This window comes from Hoeflea sp. 108 (assembly GCF_000372965.1).
Classification (GTDB): Bacteria; Pseudomonadota; Alphaproteobacteria; order Rhizobiales; family Rhizobiaceae; genus Aminobacter.
Genome location: NZ_KB890024.1, coordinates 908,127 through 925,445, shown reverse-complemented (window position 1 = coordinate 925,445; position 17,319 = coordinate 908,127). Strand labels below are relative to the sequence as shown.

Annotated in this window: 16 protein-coding genes; 8 read left to right on the top strand and 8 right to left on the bottom strand. The window is 63.8% G+C overall.

Annotated features, from left to right (window positions below; all coding sequences use genetic code 11):
* Position 1: 1 nt before the first annotated feature.
* Positions 2-493: a tRNA (N6-threonylcarbamoyladenosine(37)-N6)-methyltransferase TrmO gene (gene tsaA / locus B015_RS0104580; RefSeq protein ID WP_018426487.1), complete on the top strand. Its 492-nt coding sequence runs from the start codon at positions 2-4 to the stop codon at positions 491-493.
* Here the strand turns inward: tsaA and B015_RS0104575 are convergent.
* Complete coding sequence (locus B015_RS0104575) at positions 490-1,404, bottom strand: ABC transporter substrate-binding protein (protein ID WP_018426486.1); 915 nt, start codon at positions 1,402-1,404, stop codon at positions 490-492. The genes tsaA and B015_RS0104575 overlap by 4 nt on opposite strands.
* Positions 1,405-1,559: 155 nt before the next feature.
* Between B015_RS0104575 and B015_RS0104570 the strand changes: the two genes are divergently transcribed.
* The 3 genes from B015_RS0104570 to B015_RS0104560 are packed head-to-tail and all read left to right on the top strand — an operon-like array spanning position 1,560 to position 3,686.
* Entirely contained in the window at positions 1,560-2,363 is an 804-nt protein-coding gene (locus B015_RS0104570; protein ID WP_018426485.1) for a transporter substrate-binding domain-containing protein, read from the top strand.
* A 28-nt stretch (positions 2,364-2,391) separates the two neighbouring features.
* A complete protein-coding gene (locus tag B015_RS0104565) occupies positions 2,392-3,036 on the top strand; it encodes an ABC transporter permease subunit (RefSeq protein ID WP_018426484.1) in 645 nt (214 codons plus the stop codon).
* The gene (locus B015_RS0104560) at positions 3,033-3,686 is read left to right on the top strand and encodes an ABC transporter permease subunit (protein ID WP_018426483.1); all 654 of its coding nucleotides are present in this window, start codon (positions 3,033-3,035) and stop codon (positions 3,684-3,686) included. Before B015_RS0104565 ends, B015_RS0104560 begins: the two co-directional genes overlap by 4 nt.
* 12 nt (positions 3,687-3,698) lie before the next feature.
* On the opposite strand, the gene B015_RS0104555 is transcribed toward B015_RS0104560, so the two are convergent.
* Both B015_RS0104555 and galE read right to left on the bottom strand, forming a co-directional pair.
* Entirely contained in the window at positions 3,699-4,949 is a 1,251-nt protein-coding gene (locus tag B015_RS0104555; protein ID WP_018426482.1) for a D-amino acid dehydrogenase, read from the bottom strand.
* Positions 4,950-5,081: 132 nt separating this feature from the next.
* Entirely contained in the window at positions 5,082-6,077 is a 996-nt protein-coding gene (galE, locus tag B015_RS0104550) for a UDP-glucose 4-epimerase GalE (RefSeq protein WP_018426481.1), read from the bottom strand.
* A 246-nt stretch (positions 6,078-6,323) separates the two neighbouring features.
* Between galE and hemA the strand changes: the two genes are divergently transcribed.
* Positions 6,324-7,601 (top strand): 5-aminolevulinate synthase, encoded by a 1,278-nt coding sequence (hemA, locus tag B015_RS0104545; protein ID WP_018426480.1) that lies wholly within the window; start codon positions 6,324-6,326, stop codon positions 7,599-7,601.
* A 64-nt stretch (positions 7,602-7,665) separates the two neighbouring features.
* Here hemA and B015_RS0104540 read toward each other — a convergent pair whose 3' ends face one another.
* Together B015_RS0104540 and mscL are read right to left on the bottom strand one after the other, a co-directional pair.
* Positions 7,666-8,832 (bottom strand): pyridoxal phosphate-dependent aminotransferase, encoded by a 1,167-nt coding sequence (locus tag B015_RS0104540; protein WP_026226885.1) that lies wholly within the window; start codon positions 8,830-8,832, stop codon positions 7,666-7,668.
* A 111-nt stretch (positions 8,833-8,943) separates the two neighbouring features.
* On the bottom strand, positions 8,944-9,366 hold the full coding sequence (mscL, locus tag B015_RS0104535; protein WP_026226884.1) for a large conductance mechanosensitive channel protein MscL: 423 nt from the start codon (positions 9,364-9,366) through the stop codon (positions 8,944-8,946).
* A 239-nt stretch (positions 9,367-9,605) separates the two neighbouring features.
* Here mscL and B015_RS0104530 point away from each other — a divergent pair, with 239 nt between their 5' ends.
* Entirely contained in the window at positions 9,606-13,094 is a 3,489-nt protein-coding gene (locus tag B015_RS0104530; protein ID WP_018426477.1) for a PAS domain-containing hybrid sensor histidine kinase/response regulator, read from the top strand.
* A gap of 59 nt (positions 13,095-13,153) precedes the next feature.
* Here B015_RS0104530 and B015_RS0104525 read toward each other — a convergent pair whose 3' ends face one another.
* Complete coding sequence (locus tag B015_RS0104525; RefSeq protein WP_018426476.1) at positions 13,154-13,810, bottom strand: response regulator transcription factor; 657 nt, start codon at positions 13,808-13,810, stop codon at positions 13,154-13,156.
* A 151-nt stretch (positions 13,811-13,961) separates the two neighbouring features.
* A complete protein-coding gene (locus B015_RS0104520) occupies positions 13,962-14,405 on the bottom strand; it encodes a hypothetical protein (protein WP_040456528.1) in 444 nt (147 codons plus the stop codon).
* 111 nt (positions 14,406-14,516) lie between these two features.
* Between B015_RS0104520 and B015_RS0104515 the strand changes: the two genes are divergently transcribed.
* Together B015_RS0104515 and B015_RS0104510 are read left to right on the top strand one after the other, a co-directional pair.
* Positions 14,517-14,867, top strand: a complete 351-nt coding sequence (locus B015_RS0104515; RefSeq protein ID WP_026226883.1) for a DUF952 domain-containing protein — start codon at positions 14,517-14,519, stop codon at positions 14,865-14,867.
* On the top strand, positions 14,864-15,940 hold the full coding sequence (locus B015_RS0104510; protein ID WP_018426473.1) for a quinone-dependent dihydroorotate dehydrogenase: 1,077 nt from the start codon (positions 14,864-14,866) through the stop codon (positions 15,938-15,940). The genes B015_RS0104515 and B015_RS0104510 overlap by 4 nt, the downstream gene beginning before the upstream one ends.
* Here the strand turns inward: B015_RS0104510 and B015_RS0104505 are convergent.
* On the bottom strand, positions 15,916-17,274 hold the full coding sequence (locus B015_RS0104505) for an MATE family efflux transporter (RefSeq protein ID WP_018426472.1): 1,359 nt from the start codon (positions 17,272-17,274) through the stop codon (positions 15,916-15,918). The genes B015_RS0104510 and B015_RS0104505 overlap by 25 nt on opposite strands.
* Positions 17,275-17,319: the final 45 nt, after the last annotated feature.

The following is a 17,319-nucleotide window of genomic DNA, read 5'->3' as shown; positions in this document are numbered from 1 at the left end:
CGTGGTTCGCGAAAACGAAATCCGCGACGGCGAAAGCGCCGTCGCGCTACCGCTCCGATACGACGCCGAACTCTATTTCATCGGCCGCATCCGGACGCCCTGGGATTCGCGCCTCTTGACCCCGCGACAAGGCCGCGCCGACGGCCCGGTCTGCCAGATCGAGATTTTCGAGCCTTGGGTGGCGGCACTTGAGGGGGTCGCTCAATTCGCCCGCCTCGAAGTGCTCTACTGGCTGCACCTCTCCCGCCGTGACCTGGTGCGCCAGAGCCCGGCCAATGACGGCACGGCGCGCGGCACTTTCTCGCTGCGCTCGCCGGTCCGGCCTAACCCGATCGGCACCCAGATCGTCGAGCTGGTCGGCATAGACGGCAACGTGCTGTCGGTGCGCGGCATGGACTGCCTCGACGGCACGCCTCTGATCGACATCAAGCCAGACCGCACCCTGTTCACCCCCATCGCCCCGCCGCAGCCGGGCGACTTCCAGACCGGCTAATTCAGGCAGATCTCGGCCGCAAGACCTTCCGCGCTGCGCTTGGCCTCGGCGCCGACCGAATAGGTGGCGCATTCCAGCGTATCGGCCATCTTGGCGCCGCCGAGGTCGAACTCCATCGGCCGTGCCCCTTCGGGAAAGACCTGGCGTTCGAGAATCCAGGTCAGCTGGTTGTGCACAATCTCGGGATCCATGTCGGGCGAACGCCTGACCACCGCATCAACGCCGAGCTGGGGATTGGCGAGGCAATCATGCCAGGCCTGTCGCGTGATCGCCTGCAGCTTGCCGGCGAGACCAGTATCCTTTTCCAGCACCGAGTTCAGCGCCACCAGTGCGCCGGAATAGATGTCGAGCCCGTTGTCGGCGAAATAGAGGAAGTCGAGGCCGCTGGCGTCGTGGCCGCGCATCTGCATGGCAAATTTCAGCGTCGCATCGAAACAAGTCGCCGCCAGCACCGAGCGGGCCGCCACCAACCGGTCGCGCTCCTCCGGCTGGACACCGAGATAGGTGTAGCTGTCGGGTGCAAAGCCGTTGCGCTTGAGCAGCAGCGGCAGAAGCCGCGCCGAGGTGTCGCCATTCGGTCCGCACAAGGTGCTGCCGGGAACATCGGCGAGGGTCAGCCGCTTGCCGTCGGAGATGTAGCCCAGGCAGCAGGGCGTGTGCTCGTAGATCGGAACGAGACAGGAGATCTCTGTTTCGCCCGTGCGCAGCGCGCGCTCGAACACAGAGGATACATCACCGTATCCGATATCTGCCTCACCGCCAACCAGAGCGCGCGTCACAAGCGACGAGCTGAAGCCTTCGACGAAGGTACAGGAGAGGCCATGATCGTCGAAGTAGCCGGCGTCGACGGCATGCAGAAACGGCGAATTCTGTCCCTGAAACAGGTAGTTGAGCTTGAAACGCAGTTCCATTCCACAAAACCTCGAATTTTCGGAACGGCCGTTCTTGAGAAACAGATTCTCCAGAAACTATTGTATCCAAAATTGGCCGCCGTCCTTGGTGGCTTTAGCAATTTGCGATATAACGCAAACATTCTGTTTTCAAGCAGCCCATTAAAGGAGTGATCATGGGAATTGCGCGGACAGCCCTGCTGGCCCTCATTGCGGTTTTTGGCGTGAGCGCAGCAAGTGCACAGGATTACAAGGCCGCCCTCGTTGCGCCTGATACCATCACGGTCGGCACGTCGGGCTCGGCTCCGCCCTTCAGCATGACCAATGCCGCGGGCGAGCTTGAAGGCTTCGACATCGACGTCGTCAATCTCGTAGCCAAGCAGCTCGGCCTTGCCGCCAAGTTCGAGAAGCTCGACTTCGCCGGGCTCCTGCCCGGCCTCACCGCCGGCCGCTTCGACCTCATCGCCTCGGGCGTGACGCGCACGCCGGAGCGCCTGGCTTCGAAAGACTTCTTCCTGCTGTCGCCCTACATCGTCAACGGCGCTGCAATCACCCGCCGTGAGACCGACACTGACATCACCAGTTGGAAGGATGTCTGCGGCAAGACCATGGGTGCAGTGCGCGGCGGCGCTTTCCAGAAGGTCGCCAAGGAGAAGCTTCCGGCCGACTGCGTCACCAAGAGCCGCGAGTATCCCGGCGCGACCGAGCTGTTCCTCGACCTCGAGAACCGCCGCATCGATTTCGCCGCCCACGACTTTCTCGGCCCGAAATACCTCGCCAAGTCGGGCAAGCTGACCGGCGCGGTCACCCTCGACGATCTGCTGACGACCATCACCCAGAGCGTTGCCGTCAGCAACAAGAACAAGCCGCTGGCCGATGCCATCGACGCCCAGTTCGAGACCTGGCGCAAGGACGGCACCCTGCAGGGCCTGGCCGACAAGTGGTTCGGCGCCTCCATCGACTGGTCGAAGGCTCAGTAAAAAGGGCCTCCGCGAGGGACGGCGGAACATGGAAATCGTACTAGCCTGGCTGCCGCGGCTGTTGGTCGCGGCTGCCCTCACCATCGGGCTGTCGGCAGTGGTCTTCACCCTGTCGGCAGTCTTTGGCCTTTTATTGTCCCTCGTCCATTACGGCCGCGAGAAATCCTGGCTCAGGAACGGCATCGAAGCGTTCAGCGCCTTCTTCCGCTCGGTGCCGGAGCTCGTGGTCCTGTTCCTGTTCTTCTTCGGCGGGCCGCAGATCGGCATCGACTTCGGCCCCATAGGCTCGACCATCATCGCCTTTACACTGGTCGGTATCGCCTTCGACTATCAGGTGTTCAAGGGCGCACTGAAGGTGGTGCCGTTCGGCCAGTATGAGGCAGGCCTCGCGCTCGGCCTGTCCAAGCGGATCGTGTTCCTGCGGGTGCTTATCCCGCAGATCCTGCCTTTGGCGCGCAAAGGCTGGATCACCTACGCCATCGGCACGGTCAAGCGCATGTCTATTGCCTCAGCGGTGTCGGTCAGCGAAATCCTCTACGTCACCAAGCAGGGCATCGCCGCCACCAACGCGCCCTTCACCTTCCTGTCGCTCGCCGTCGGTCTCTACATCCTGATCGTCACGCCGCTGCTCGTCTTCAACGAGCGCAAGCCGAAACAGGCGGTGGCGCGATGAACATCCTGCTCGACCCGACCTACCAGCAGATGCTGTTCGACGGCTTGGTGATGACGCTGCTCATCTCGGTGGTCGTCATCATCGTGTCGAACCTGCTTGCGCTGCCGCTAGCCATCTACATGCAGCGGCCCAAGGGCACGTTTCGGCGCGTCATCATCGGCTACAGCTTCTTTGCCCGCGCAGCACCCGTGCTGGCGCTGCTATTTGCGCTCTACTACGGTCTGCCCCGCTTCGGCATCTATCTCGAGCCGGTGCCGTCGGCGCTGATCGGCCTGATCTTCGCCTCGACCGCCTACAATCTCGAATTCCTGCGCTCGGGTTTCGAAAGCATCCCATCAGGCCAGCTCGACGCCGCAAAGGCGCTCGGCCTGCGGCCGTTCGCGACCTACTGGAAGGTGATGATCCCGCAGGCCTACAGGCTCGCGGCACCATCGCTGTTTTCCAACGCCATCCAGATGGTCAAGGGCAGCTCGCTCGCCAGCCTCGTCGCCATCGACGAATTGACGGCGGCGTCGACCGTCATCATCTCGGAGACCTACAAGGCCATCGAGGTGCTGCTGGTGGTGTCGGTCTTTTATCTTGGCATCGCAGCCGTGATCATTGCCCTGCAATATCTCTATGAATCCAGGCAGAGCACGCGCCGACGCTAAACCAGCCGACTGTCAGCCCTTGTAGACCAGCCCCTCGGGGTCGATCTCCGGCTTCCGCCCACCAACCAGATCGGCGAGGAATTTGCCGGAGCCGCAGGCCATGGTCCAGCCGACATGGCCGTGGCCTGTGTCGAGATAGAGCCCCTTGTAGCGGGCGGGACCTATGACGGGCACCGAGCCCGGCATCATCGGCCGAAGCCCGGCCCAGAGCTCGGCCTTGGTCGGATCGAACGCGCCGGGGAACAACTCCTTGCCGGTCTCGAACATCCTTTCGAAATCGGAGGGCTTGTGGTTGCGATCGAAGCCGATGAATTCGGCGGTCGATGCAAGCCTGAGCCGGTCGCCGAGGCGCGAATAGGCCACCATCCGGTCTTCGTCGACACCGCCCATGGTCGGCCCCTTCGACGGGTCGTCCATGGTGACGGTCGCGGTGTAGCCCTTGACCGGATAGACTGGCAGGTCGACGCCGTTGCGGCGCCCGAGCAGGCCGCTCTCCGGCCCCATGGCGATCACCACGGCGTCGGCGTCCAGCCTGCCGGCGGAGGTCTTCACGCCCGTCACCCGGTCGCCTTCGACCATCAGATCCTCGACGGTGGTGTCGAACATGAACTTGGCGCCGAGCTTGTGTTCGGCATAGGCGGCCAGCGCCTCGACGAACATACGGGAATCGCCGGTCTGATCCATCGGCGAATAGACCGCGCCGGCAATGCTGGCCTTGGCGGCGGCGAGCCCCGGCTCAAGTTCGGCAAGCCGGTCGCGGTCGACAATTTCGATGTCCAGCCCATGCTCTGCAAGGAAGCCGTACATCTTGGCGCCGTGGTCGAGGCTTTCCTGCGAGCGGAAGAAATACATGATGCCACGGGCGCGCTTGTCGTAGCCGATGCCGGTCTCGGTCGAGATCTCGTTGATACAAAGACGCGAATAGAGCGCGAGCTTCAGCTTGGCCTTGGTGTTTTCGCGCACGCGGGCGTTGGTGCACTGGAACAGGAAACGGAGGCTCCAGGCGTAGAGATAAGGGTCGAGCCCGAGCCGCACCTTGATGCCGAGGTCCGGCGTGTAGAGCGACTTGATGAACATCTTCAGCGCCGCAGGCGAGGCCCAGGCGGTGGCATCGCCCGGCGACACCAGGCCGGCATTGGAATAGCTGGTGCCGCGCGCCGCCGTCTGATGACGCTCGACGACGGTCACGTCATGGCCGTCGCGAGCCAAATAGTAGGCTGCCGCGGTTCCCACCACGCCTGCGCCGAGAACGAGGATCTTCATGTCGCATCCTGGTCGACATCAGGCTCTGTCGGGAACCCTTTACCGTCGGGAGCCTGGCTCCTCACGGCTTCCTTTAGCGCTTGCTGCTGCAGATTTCGAGAGATGGCAGCGGAATTCCGCTGCCTGGTTCAATCAGGCGCCGGCCGAGTTCTTGCGCGTCAAGAGCCGCTCCCAGTTGAGCGCATCGCGCACGATGCCGTCGAGATTGTCATGAGCGGGCTTCCAGCCGAACTCGCGACGGGCGAGATCGGAATTTGCCACCACCGAATCCGCGTCGCCGGCCCGACGTCCGCCGGTCGACACCTCGAAGTCGCCACCATGCACCCGGCGCACGCTGTCGATCACCTCGAGCACGGAATAGCCGTGGCCGTAACCGCAATTGGCGACGAGGTTGCCTTCGCCCGCACGCAGGCGCTGCAAGGCCAGCCGGTGCGCCGCGGCCAGGTCGGAGACGTGGATGTAGTCGCGTACGCAGGTGCCATCAGGCGTCGCATAGTCGGTGCCAAAGACCTGCATCGACGCCCGCTTGCCGAGTGCAGTCTCGGACGCGACCTTGATCAGGTGCGTCGCGCCCTTGGTCGACTGGCCGGTGCGGCCCTTGGGATCGGCGCCGGCAACATTGAAGTAGCGCAGGGCCGTGTAGCGCAGCGGATGGGCGGCGGCCGCATCGCGCAGCATCCACTCGCTCATCAGCTTGGACAGGCCATAAGGCGACTCGGGCGCAAGGCGCGCGTCTTCGCGCACCGGCTCGACGCCCGCCGCCCCATAGACGGCTGCGGTGGACGAGAAGATGAAATGCTTCACCCCTTCGCGCACCGCCGTCTCGATCAGGCCGCGCGTCTTGCAGGTGTTGTTTTCGTAATAGCCGAGCGGATCGGCGACCGACTCCGGGACCACAATCGAGCCGGCGAAGTGGATGATGGCGTCGATGCCATTCTCGCGGATCAGCCGGCCCACGAGCTCCTGGTCGGCGACATCGCTCCTGACCAGCTTGGCCTCAGGCGCCACGGCCCAGTCGAAACCGGTCGACAGACGGTCGATCACCACGACTTCCTCGCCGGCGTCGATCAACTCCCAGACCATGTGGCTGCCGATATAGCCCGCGCCACCCGTCACCAAAACCGCCATGTCGTCCTCTCCGCATCGATTCCGCATCCTGTGTAGCCTGACACTACCGGTGAATGCGAGACAGGACTTTCGTAGCGTCATCACGTTGACCAATCGGTCGCAGCCGGATTTGATCCACATCAAGGGATGTTTTCGCCTGCCGTGATCGTTTGGAAAGGTCGAGGGCGTGGCATTTTGACCAAAAACGGTCGATGGACGCCGAACCGACCGTTGATTATGCTCAGCGGCAAAAATCGGGACGTCCAAATGAACTACCAGCGGTTTTTCGAAGAAGCGATCGACCAGATCCACGCCGAGCGCCGTTACCGTGTCTTCGCCGATCTCGAGCGCATCGTCGGAAAGTTTCCGCGCGCGATCTGGCGCGCCAACGGCAGGGCCCAGGAAATCACGGTCTGGTGCTCGAACGACTATCTCGGCATGGGCCAGCACCCCGACGTGGTGTCGGCCATGCAGCAGGCAGCGGGCAACATGGGCACCGGCGCCGGCGGCACCCGCAACATTTCCGGCAACAATCATCCGTTGGTCGAGCTCGAGCTTGAGCTCGCCGACCTGCACGGCAAGGAAGCCGGCCTCGTCTTCACCTCGGGCTTCGTCTCCAACGAGGCGGCGATCTCGACCATCGCCAAGCTTTTGCCGAACTGCCTGGTGCTGTCGGATGAGCTCAACCATGCCTCGATGATCGAGGGCGTGCGCCGCTCCGGCGCCGAGAAGAAGATCTTCCGCCATAACGACGTCGCCCATCTCGAAAGCCTGTTGCAGGCAGCCGGCCGCGAGCGCGCCAAGCTGATCGTGTTCGAGAGCGTCTATTCGATGGACGGCGACATCGCGCCGATCGAGGCCATCGCCGACCTCGCCGAGAAATACAACGCCATGACCTATATCGACGAGGTCCATGCCGTGGGTATGTACGGCCCGCGCGGCGGCGGTATCACCGAGCGTGAGGGCCTCGCCCACCGCATCGACATCATCGAAGGCACACTTGCCAAGGCCTTCGGCACGCTGGGCGGCTACATCACCGGCACCCGCGCCGTCGTCGACGCCGTGCGCTCCTATGCGCCGGGCTTCATCTTCACCACAGCGCTGCCGCCGGCAATCGCCGCAGCCACCACGGCCTCGATCCGCCACCTCAAGAATTCGCAGGCCGAGCGCGACGCGCAGCAGCGCCAGGCGGCCCACGCCAAGCATGTGCTTGCCGGTGCAGGCCTGCCGGTGATGGAATCGCCGACGCACATCGTACCGATCCTCGTCGGCGATCCCGAGTTGTGCAAAATGGCCTCGGACCGCCTGCTCGGCGTCCACGGCATCTACATCCAGCCGATCAACTACCCGACCGTGCCGCGCGGCACCGAGCGCCTGCGCATCACGCCCACCCCGTTCCACGACGACGCTCTGATCGAAACGCTGAGGGAAGCGTTGGTCGAGACCTGGAACGCACTCGGCATTCCCTACCGCACCGAAGGCCACACCGAGGTCGTCAAGAGCGAACGTATCGTGCCGCTGCTGGTGCCCAAGTCCGGCGGCTGAGCCGTAGGCATCCGAACCCAAAGAAAAGGCCCGGAGCAGATCGCTTCCGGGCCTTTTTCTTTCATCAAAGTTCCCGGATCCACTTCGCCAGGCGATGCGACGCCTCCTCGACCTGGTCGAGACGACGGTGGAAGCAGAGCCTGAGGAAGCCCTCCCCGCCGGCGCAGAAGGCCGTCCCGGGTGCGACGCCAACCGCTGCCTTGTCGACGATGTCGAAGGCGGCGCGCTCGGCATCCTTCATGCCGTCGACGGCGAAGAACAGGTAGAAGGCCGCCGGCGGCACGCTGAAACGCACCCGACCAGTCTCGCCCAAAACCCGGCAGACGATGTCGCGCGCCTGCCTGGCCCGCGCCACCTGCTCGGCGATAAAGCCGTCCCCCTCGTCAAGCGCCGCGATTGCGCCGCGCTGCATGAACTGCGCCACGCCGGAACTCGAATATTGTACCAGGTTCTCGAACATGCGGCTGAGCGAAGGATGCGTCTTCAGCCAGCCGACGCGCCAGCCGGTCATCGCCCAGTTCTTCGAGAAGGTGTTGACGAACAGAATCTTGTCCTCGGGATCCATGATGTCCATGAACGAGGCCGCGCGTCCGCCGCCATAATAGAACAGCGCATAGATCTCGTCGGCGACGATCCAGAGGTCGTGTTTGCGGGCCAGATCGAGAATTGCCTGCAGCGTTTCGCGGTCGGCGGTCCAGCCGGTCGGATTGGACGGCGAATTGACGAAGATGGCCCTGGTGCGCGGGGTGATCGCGGCGGCGATCTTTTCGACATCGCACGACCAACCATTGCCGGTCATGTCGAGCAGCACCGGCACCGGGTTGACGCCGGCCACGCCGGCAGCGCCGGCGAAATTCGGCCAGGCCGGCGCGAGATACAGCGCCTCGTCGCCCGCTCCGACAGTTGCCTCCAGCGCCATGGTGATCGCCTGCATGCCGCCGACGGTGACGACGAATTCGTCTTCACCGAAGGTCTTGCCGAAATGACGCTGGTGATAGCGCGCGATCGCCTGGCGCAGTTCAGGGATGCCTGCCTGCCATGTGTAGAAGGTTTCGCCATTTGCCAGCCCGCGAGCTGCGGCATCGCTGATGAAGGCGGGGGTCGGCATGTCGCCTTCGCCGGACCAGAGCGGGATCAGGCCGGCGCGGTCGCGCCCGTAATTTGCCACCGCCTCAATGCCGCTGACGGGGGCAAGGCGGGCTTCGGGGCGAACCAGATCGATAAGGCTCATGATCATCCCAGGTTGAGAGTTGACGTTGCCTCCAACTCCTAGCGTGCCCGCGACAATGAAAAAACCCCCGGCGGGCCAGCCACGCGGGGGTTTTTCTCAATGCCAGCGCGATTATTTCTTGGCCAGAAGATCGCGGATTTCGGTGAGCAGCACCACATCGGCCGCCGGCGGAGGCGGCGGTGCTGATTCGGCCTGCTTCTCAAGCCGCTTGCGCATCGTGTTCACACCCTTGACCATCAGGAAGATGATCCAGGCCAGAATGAGGAAGTTGATGACGACAGTGAAGAAGTTGCCGTAGGCAAACACTGCACCCTGCTTCTTGGCTTCTTCCAGCGTCACTGCGGTCACCGACGACGACAGCGGCAGGAAGTAGTTGGAGAAGTCGAAACCGCCGAAGATCGCACCAACGATCGGCATGATGATATCGGCCACCAGCGACGATACGATCAGGCCGAAGGCACCGCCGATGATGACACCGACGGCAAGGTCCATGACATTGCCCTTGGCGATGAATTCCTGGAATTCCTTTAGCATCGAACCCTCCTTGTCACGCATTCAAGCGGCGAATCGACCATTCGCTTCGACCGCAGGCCCAACACCAACATAGCAAAAACCTCCCGTTGCAAAACCCGGCAATGCAACGGGAGCGTACAAACCGGCCTCAGCGCACGAGAGCCTATAGGAGACAAGGATAATGGACTTGGCCCCGAAGCTATGATTGCCTCCGGCGGAAAGGCCCGGGAAGTGGCCTGACTTCGGAGAAAGCGTCCCACGTGCAAGGCCTGGCCATCGTCTTCATCGCCATCGCCTATGTCTCGCTCTTGTTCGCCATAGCGAGCATTGGCGACCGCCGTGCCGCGCGCTGGACGCCCGGTGGTTCCAGGCCGTTCATCTATGCGCTGAGCCTCGCCATCTATTGCACCTCGTGGACCTTCTTCGGCTCGGTCGGCCTCGCCTCCGAGCGCGGGCTCGAGTTCCTTGCCATCTATATCGGCCCGGTGCTGGTGTTCATGTTCGGCTTCCCGCTGCTCAGCCGCATCATCAAGCTGGCCAAGTCCGAAAAGATCACCTCGATCGCCGACTTCCTGGGCGCGCGCTATGGCAAGAGCTTTTCCGTCGCCTCCATCGCCACGCTGATCGCCACCGTCGGTGCGATCCCCTACATCGCTCTCCAGCTCAAGGCGATATCGGGCTCGGTCAGCCTGATGATCGAGCACTACACCGGCGCGCCACCATCCTTCGACCCGTTCGTCAGCGACATCTCGCTCGTCGTGGCGCTGCTGCTTGCGCTGTTCGCCGTGCTGTTCGGCACCCGACATGCCGACGCCACCGAGCACCAGAATGGGCTGGTGCTGGCGGTGGCGGTCGAATCGATCGTCAAGCTGGTGGCCTTCCTCGCCATAGGCCTGCTCGTCACTTTCGTCCTATTCGACGGCCCCGGCCAGATGTTCGAAAGCTTCGCCGCGAGCGATCAGGTCGGCAACGCCATGAGTTACGGCACTTCGCTCGGCACCTGGCTGGTGGTGACCTGCATCAGCGGTTTCGCCATCGTCATGCTGCCCCGGCAGTTCTACGTGATGATCGTCGAGAACCGCAGTGAGAGCGAACTGCGCAAGGCGACCTGGGTCTTTCCTGCCTATCTGATAGCGATCAACCTGTTCGTGCTGCCCATCGCCTTCGCCGGCCTCTCCGTCGTCGGCACGGCCACGACGGGCGACCTCTACGTGCTGTCGCTGCCGCTGCTCAAGGGCCACGACTTCCTCGCCATGATCGCCTTCATCGGCGGCCTGTCGGCGGCGACCGCCATGGTCATCGTCGAAAGCGTGGCGCTGTCGATCATGATCTCCAACGACCTGGTGATCCCGATTTTCGTGCGCCGCCTGGTCAAGCTCAAGGCCGGCGACACCGAGGACTGGTCGGCGATCATCCTCAACATCCGCCGCGCCTCGATCTTCATCATCCTGTTCGTCGCCTTCCTCTATTACCGCGAGAGCACCAACAACACGCGGCTCGCTTCGATCGGCCTGATGTCGTTCGCGGCCATCGCCCAGTTCGCGCCGGCCTTCATAGGCGGTCTGATCTGGCGCCGAGCCAACGCAAGGGGCGCAGCCCTTGGCATGGCGGCCGGCATTGCCGTGTGGTGCTACACGCTGCTTTTGCCGACGCTCGCCTCGCCAGACACGGCGATCCTCTCCGAGGGCCTGTTCGGCATCGAGGCGTTGAGACCGCAGGCCCTCTTCGGCACCGCCGCCGAACCGCTCAACCATGGCGTCCTGTGGAGCTTGGCGATCAACGCGCTGTTCTTCGTCTTCGGCTCGCTGTCCCGCGCCTCCGTGCCGCTCGAGCGCATCCAAGCCTCGATCTTCGTACCGCGCGATTCCAGCCCGATGCCGTCGCTGCGCCGCTTCCGCACGGCGATCACAGTCAACGATCTCAAGGATACGATCTCGCGCTACCTCGGCGTCGAGCGCACCGAGAGGTCGTTCCAGAGCTTCGAGCGCGACAGCGGCAGCAAACTCAACGGCAACGACCCGGCCGGTATGGACGTCATCCGTTTCTCCGAACAACTGATGGCAAGCGCGGTCGGCTCGTCCTCGGCCCGGCTGATCCTGTCGCTGCTGTTCAAACGCGGTGACAATTCGGCCAAGGACACGTTCCGCCTGCTCGACGACGCCACCGAGGCGCTGCAGCACAACCGCGACCTTTTGCAGATCGCGCTCGACCAGATGGAACAGGGCATCACCGTCTTCGACCAGGACTTCCGGCTTATCTGCTGGAACCGGCAGTACCGCACCCTGTTCGACCTGCCCGATGACATGGGCCAGGTTGGTGTCTCGATCGACCGCATCCTTGGCTATCTGGTGGCGCGAGGCGACATTCCGCAGACGTCGCGGCTGACCACGCTCAACCGCCTGACCAGCTTCGGCGGCCCGTGGCAAATCGAGTTGCAGACAAGCGGCCGCATCATCGAGATGCGCTCCAATCCGATGCCCGATGGCGGCATCGTCGCCACCTATACCGACATCTCGGCCCGTGTTGCCGCTGACCTCGCACTCAAGCGCGCCAACGAGTCGCTGGAGCAACGGGTGAAGAGCCGCACCGCCGAACTGACCCGCGTCAACGAGGAACTGGCGCAGGCGCAGATGCTGGCCGAGGAGGCCAATCTCGGCAAGACCCGCTTCCTGGCGGCCGCCGGCCACGACATCCTGCAACCGCTCAACGCCGCGCGCCTTTACTGCTCTTCGCTGATCGAGAAGGCCGGCAAGGGCAATGCCGGGGTCGCCGCCCGCAACATCGAGTCCTCACTGGAATCGGTCGAGACGATCCTGGGCGCCGTGCTCGACATATCCCGGCTCGACGCTGGCGCCATGAAACCGGCCGAGACCGTATTCCGGCTGGACGGCCTGCTGCGCCAGATCGGCACCGACTTCCAGCCGATGGCGCGTGCAAAGAAGCTGGAGCTGGTGATCGTGCCGTCGACGCTTGCCGTCGAGACGGATCGCAACCTGCTGCGCCGCCTGATCCAGAACCTGGTTTCCAACGCGATCAAATACACCCGCAGCGGCCGCATTCTAGTTGGCGTCAGAAGGCGCGGCGAACTCGTAGAGATACAGGTCATCGACACCGGCATCGGCATCGCCGCCGACAAACTCGGCACCGTCTTCAATGAGTTCACCCGTCTCGACGAAGGCGTGCGCGAGGCGCAGGGGCTCGGCCTTGGGCTGTCCATTGTCGACCGCATCGCGCGCGTGCTGAGGCTTGAAATCCGCATCCATTCGGAAAAGAACAAGGGCACACGCTTCTCGGTGATCCTGCCAGTGACGACGGCCCAGGAACTGCCCACCGCTTCCACCGCGCGGCCGCGCGTTCAGGCAGGTGCCGTGCTCAACGGGCTGTCGGTCATCTGCATCGACAATGACGCACGCATTCTCGAAGGCATGCGGCTGCTGCTCGAAGGCTGGGGTTGCGTCGTGCGCACCTATTCCGGCTCTGCCGCGTTCGAAGCCGAACCCGCTGCCGCACCCGATGTCATCCTCGCCGACTACCACCTCGACGGCGAGAATGGCCTCGATGTCATCAGGATGATGCGTGCCAGCTTCGGCGAAGCGACACCCGCCGTGCTCATCACCGCCGACCGCTCCAATGAGGTTCGCGCTGCTGCAGACGCCATCGACGTCGCCGTGCTCAACAAGCCGCTAAAGCCTGCTGTGCTGCGTTCGATGATGAACCGGATGCGACGCATGGCCCACGCCGCGGAATAATATTCACCCGCCGCTGCATTGCCGCGGGCACCACCTTTTCCAAGCTATTGCGAAATGCGCTACGCCACCGGGCGCGGCTCGCCGCCGATCTTGGAGAGCAGGATGACCGCCTGGGTGCGGCTGTCGACGCCGAGCTTCTGCAGGATCGCCGAGACATGCGCCTTGATGGTCGCCTCGGAGACGCCGAGCTCGTAGGCGATCTGCTTGTTGAGCAGCCCTTCGGCCAGCATGCCAAGCACGCGCGTCTGCTGCGGCGTCAGCGACTGCAGGCGCTTGATAAGATCCGAAATCTCGGGATCGCGTTCGACGCCGAGGTCGATGTCGCCGGGTGCGGTGATCTCACCCGACAGCACGGTCTCCACCGCTTCGCGGATCTCGTCCATGCTCGCCGATTTGGAGATGAAGCCCGACGCGCCGAGTTCGAGCGCCCGCCTAATGGTCTCGGGGTCGTCATGGGCCGAGATGATGACCACTGGCACGGTGGCATGGATGCCGCGCAGCGAGATCAGGCCGGACAGGCCGGAGGCGCCAGGCATAGACAGGTCGAGCAGCACGATGTCGAGATCTTCATTGGCGGCGACGATCGATTTCACGCTCTCGAAGTCGCCGGCCTCGAGCACGCTCGATACATCCGCCAGCCCGGCAATCGCCTGCTTGAGCGCGCCGCGAAAAAGCGGATGGTCGTCCGCGATGACGAACTTGTGGCCAGCCGACAAATATCCCTCCCGAGGCTCCGACTGTTCTGCGCGCCGATACCTTCGACCGCGATTATGCGGGCCGGTGGCGTCTTTTCAAGCAGTTATACAGAAATCCGGCACGACATGACGGGTCATGCGCAACTTTCAGGCAAAAGCGCCGCAATTCCCGTCAGGTGCGGTCCGGCGCAGGACCCGGCGCCGGCTTCTCGGCTTGCTCTTCCTTTTCGATATCCTTTACAACGCCCATGAAGCTGCGGAAGAAGCGCTCCATGTAGCCAAGGCTCTTTTCGAACTCCTCGTCCGTCGGCAGCTTCGATTCGAGCTTCTGGGAGAGCGAATTCTCAAGCTTGACGACGCGCTGGTCGAGCGTCTTCAGCTCCGTCTGCAGCCGGCCAAGCTCGTCCTGCAGCGCCGAACGTTCGTCAGCAGCCAGCTTGCAGACCAACTGGCTGTCGCGCTCCTCGCAGATCGACATCTCGCCGGTCTGGGTGTCCATGCGGACATAACCCTTGTCGGTCTTTTCCATCTGGTAGCGCTGGCCCTCCGCGGCAGCAGCAGCGCCGAGGCCGAGACCGGCAACGAGCGGAACCAGAAGGATGGCGTTGCGACGCATGGCAATCTCCATTTCGACCGGCGCAAGTGTCGCGCCGTAATGGGCCCAAATTGCGGTGGGGCAAGCCCTGCCGCCCTTCCCCGCATGATGCTTTCAGCCTATAGCGCCCGTATGACGAAAACCATCTACAAGATCTGCCCCGAAGCTATGTGGCGCGAAGCCGAGCGCACCGGCACCTTCGCAGGCGCTCCGATCGATCTCGCCGACGGCTACATCCATTTCTCGACGGCAGCCCAGGTGGTGGAAACCGCCGCCAAGCATTTCGCCGGGCAAAGAGATCTGGTGCTTGTCGCCATCGAGGCTGAGAAGCTCGGTTCCGCGCTGAAATTGGAGGTGTCGCGCGGCGGCGCACTTTTCCCGCATCTCTATGCGCCACTCCAGGCGACGACCGCCAAATGGGTCAGGCCGCTGCCACTCAAGGCCGACGGCGCCCACGATTTTCCGGAGCTTGACCAGGAATGAACGCTTTCGACCGGCTCGGACGCCACCTGCTGTTCACCTTCGATCCAGAGGCCGCGCACGGCCTGTCGATCAAGGCGCTGCGCTGCGGCCTGCCGGTCGGCGGCCGCGCGCCCCGCGATGCGCGCCTGCGTGTCCGTGTCGCCGGGCTCGAATTCCCCAACCCGCTGGGTATGGCGGCCGGCTACGACAAGAATGCCGAGGTGCCCGATGGCCTGCTCGGCCTCGGCTTCGGCTTTGCCGAGATCGGCACGGTCACGCCCTTGCCCCAGGCCGGCAACCCCAAGCCACGCATCTTCCGCCTCGTCGAGGATGATGCCGTCATCAACCGGCTCGGCTTCAACAATGAGGGCCACGACGCAGCCGAAAAGCGGCTCATCGCCCGTGCCGGTCGGCCCGGTATCGTCGGCGTCAACATCGGCGCCAACAAGGACAGCACCAACCGCATCGGCGACTATGTGCGCGGGGTGAAGCGCTTCGCCCGCCATGCCTCCTACCTGACCGTCAACATCTCGTCGCCCAACACGCCGGGCCTGCGCAACATGCAGGCGCGAGAGCAGCTTGCCGAGCTTCTGGCCAGCGTCATGCTCGCCCGCGCCGAAGCCGGCCATGCCGTTCCGGTCTTCCTCAAGATTGCGCCTGATCTCCACGAGGCCGAGCTCGAGGACATCGCCGCCGAGGTGACGGCAAAGATGGTCGACGGCATCATCGTCTCCAACACCACGATCACACGGCCGACGCTGCGCAGCTCGGCGAACACGAGCGAGACCGGCGGGCTCTCGGGCAAGCCGCTGTTTGCGCGCTCGACGGCGGTGCTTGCCCGCATGCGCAAGCTGGTCGGCCCCGAGCTCGCCATCATTGGTGTCGGCGGCGTCGATTCAGTGGAGACCGCGCTCGAAAAGATCCGCGCCGGCGCCGATCTCGTCCAGCTCTACACCAGCATGATCTATGCCGGCCCGTCGCTGCCCGCCCGCATCGTCAGCGGCATGGCCGATTTCGCCGCGCGCGAAGGCCTCAAGAGCATTTCGGAGCTGCGCGACACAAGGCTCGATCAGTGGGCGGCGACGCCGCTCTGAAACGTCGCCCTGGCGCGCGACCTCAGCAGCAGCAACAGGCATAGACCGCGCGCTGCCAGCAGCAGGTGCAGCGATGCCCACAGCCCGGCATTGCCATAGGCGGCAGGCAGCGTCATCAGCGCCGCGATGAACACCAACAGCGACAGCACCATCATGTTTCGCATGTCGCGCGACCAGGCAGCACCGATGAAGACGCCGTCCATCTGGAAGGCAAGCACCCCGCTGAGTGCGGTGAATGCCGCCCATGGCAGGAACGCGATGGCGATAACTCGCACATCCTCTGCAGTCGAGATGAGCTGGATCAGGTCGACGCCGAAGACCAGCAATGCAGTGGTCATGCTGCCGGCCAGCGCAAAGCCCCAGATCGAGCAGAGATAGACCGCCTTGCGGAAAGCCGGCTCATAGCGGGCGCCAACGGCACGGCCGGCCAGTTGCTCGGCGGCTGCGGCAAAGCCGTCGAGGAAGAAACCTGCAGCAATGAAGAAGTTCATCAGCACCGCATTGGCCGCCAGCGTCACCGTTCCGAACTGCGCGCCCTGACGCGTAAACAGCGCGAAGGCGACCAGCAGCGACAGCGAGCGGATCATGATGTCACGGTTGAGCACGAACAGGCGCTTGAACGCGGCCGCATCGAAGACACGCCCCCATGCCAGCTTCGGTTCGCGCCCGAAGCGCCGCAAAAGCACGGCAAGGCCGATGGCCATGCCGGCTGCCTCACCGGCAACCGCTGCCCAGGCAACACCTTCGACGCCCAAGCCCATATGCAGGCCCAGCCACAGCGAAATTGCAATATTCACGCCATTAAGCGTCGCCTGCAGGAACAGCGCGAAGCTGCCCTCTCCCCGCCCCAGTATGTAGCCTAGGATCGCATAGTTGATCAGCGCGAAGGGCGCACCCAGCATGCGGATGCGGACATAATGGTCGAGCGTCTCGCTGACGCGCGGCTCGGCCTGCATGAACCATTGCCCGGCGAGCGAGGTCAGCGGCGCGGTCAACGCCAGCACGATGCCGGCGATCAGCGCGATCACCACGGCACGCCAGAACACGGCCTGTTCTTCCGCCGCATCGCCGCGACCGAAGGCCTGGGCCACCAGTGCCGTGGTGCCGGCGCGCAGGAAGTTGAAGCTGGTGAAGACCACATCGAAGGCCACCGCGCCTGCCGCCAGTCCGCCGAGAAGGGCCGCGTCGCCGAACTGGCCGACAACAGCTGTGCCGACAAGCCCGATGAAAGGCGTCGTCAGATAGGCCAGCGTCATCGGCACGGCGATCGCCAGCACCGAGCGGTTGGTGACGGCAAAAGGCACGGCGCGGCCCTCTGGCGATGCGTATTCCAACGAAAGTCCTCCCGGCTTGCCAAATCTCCCTAGGGCACATGCCCC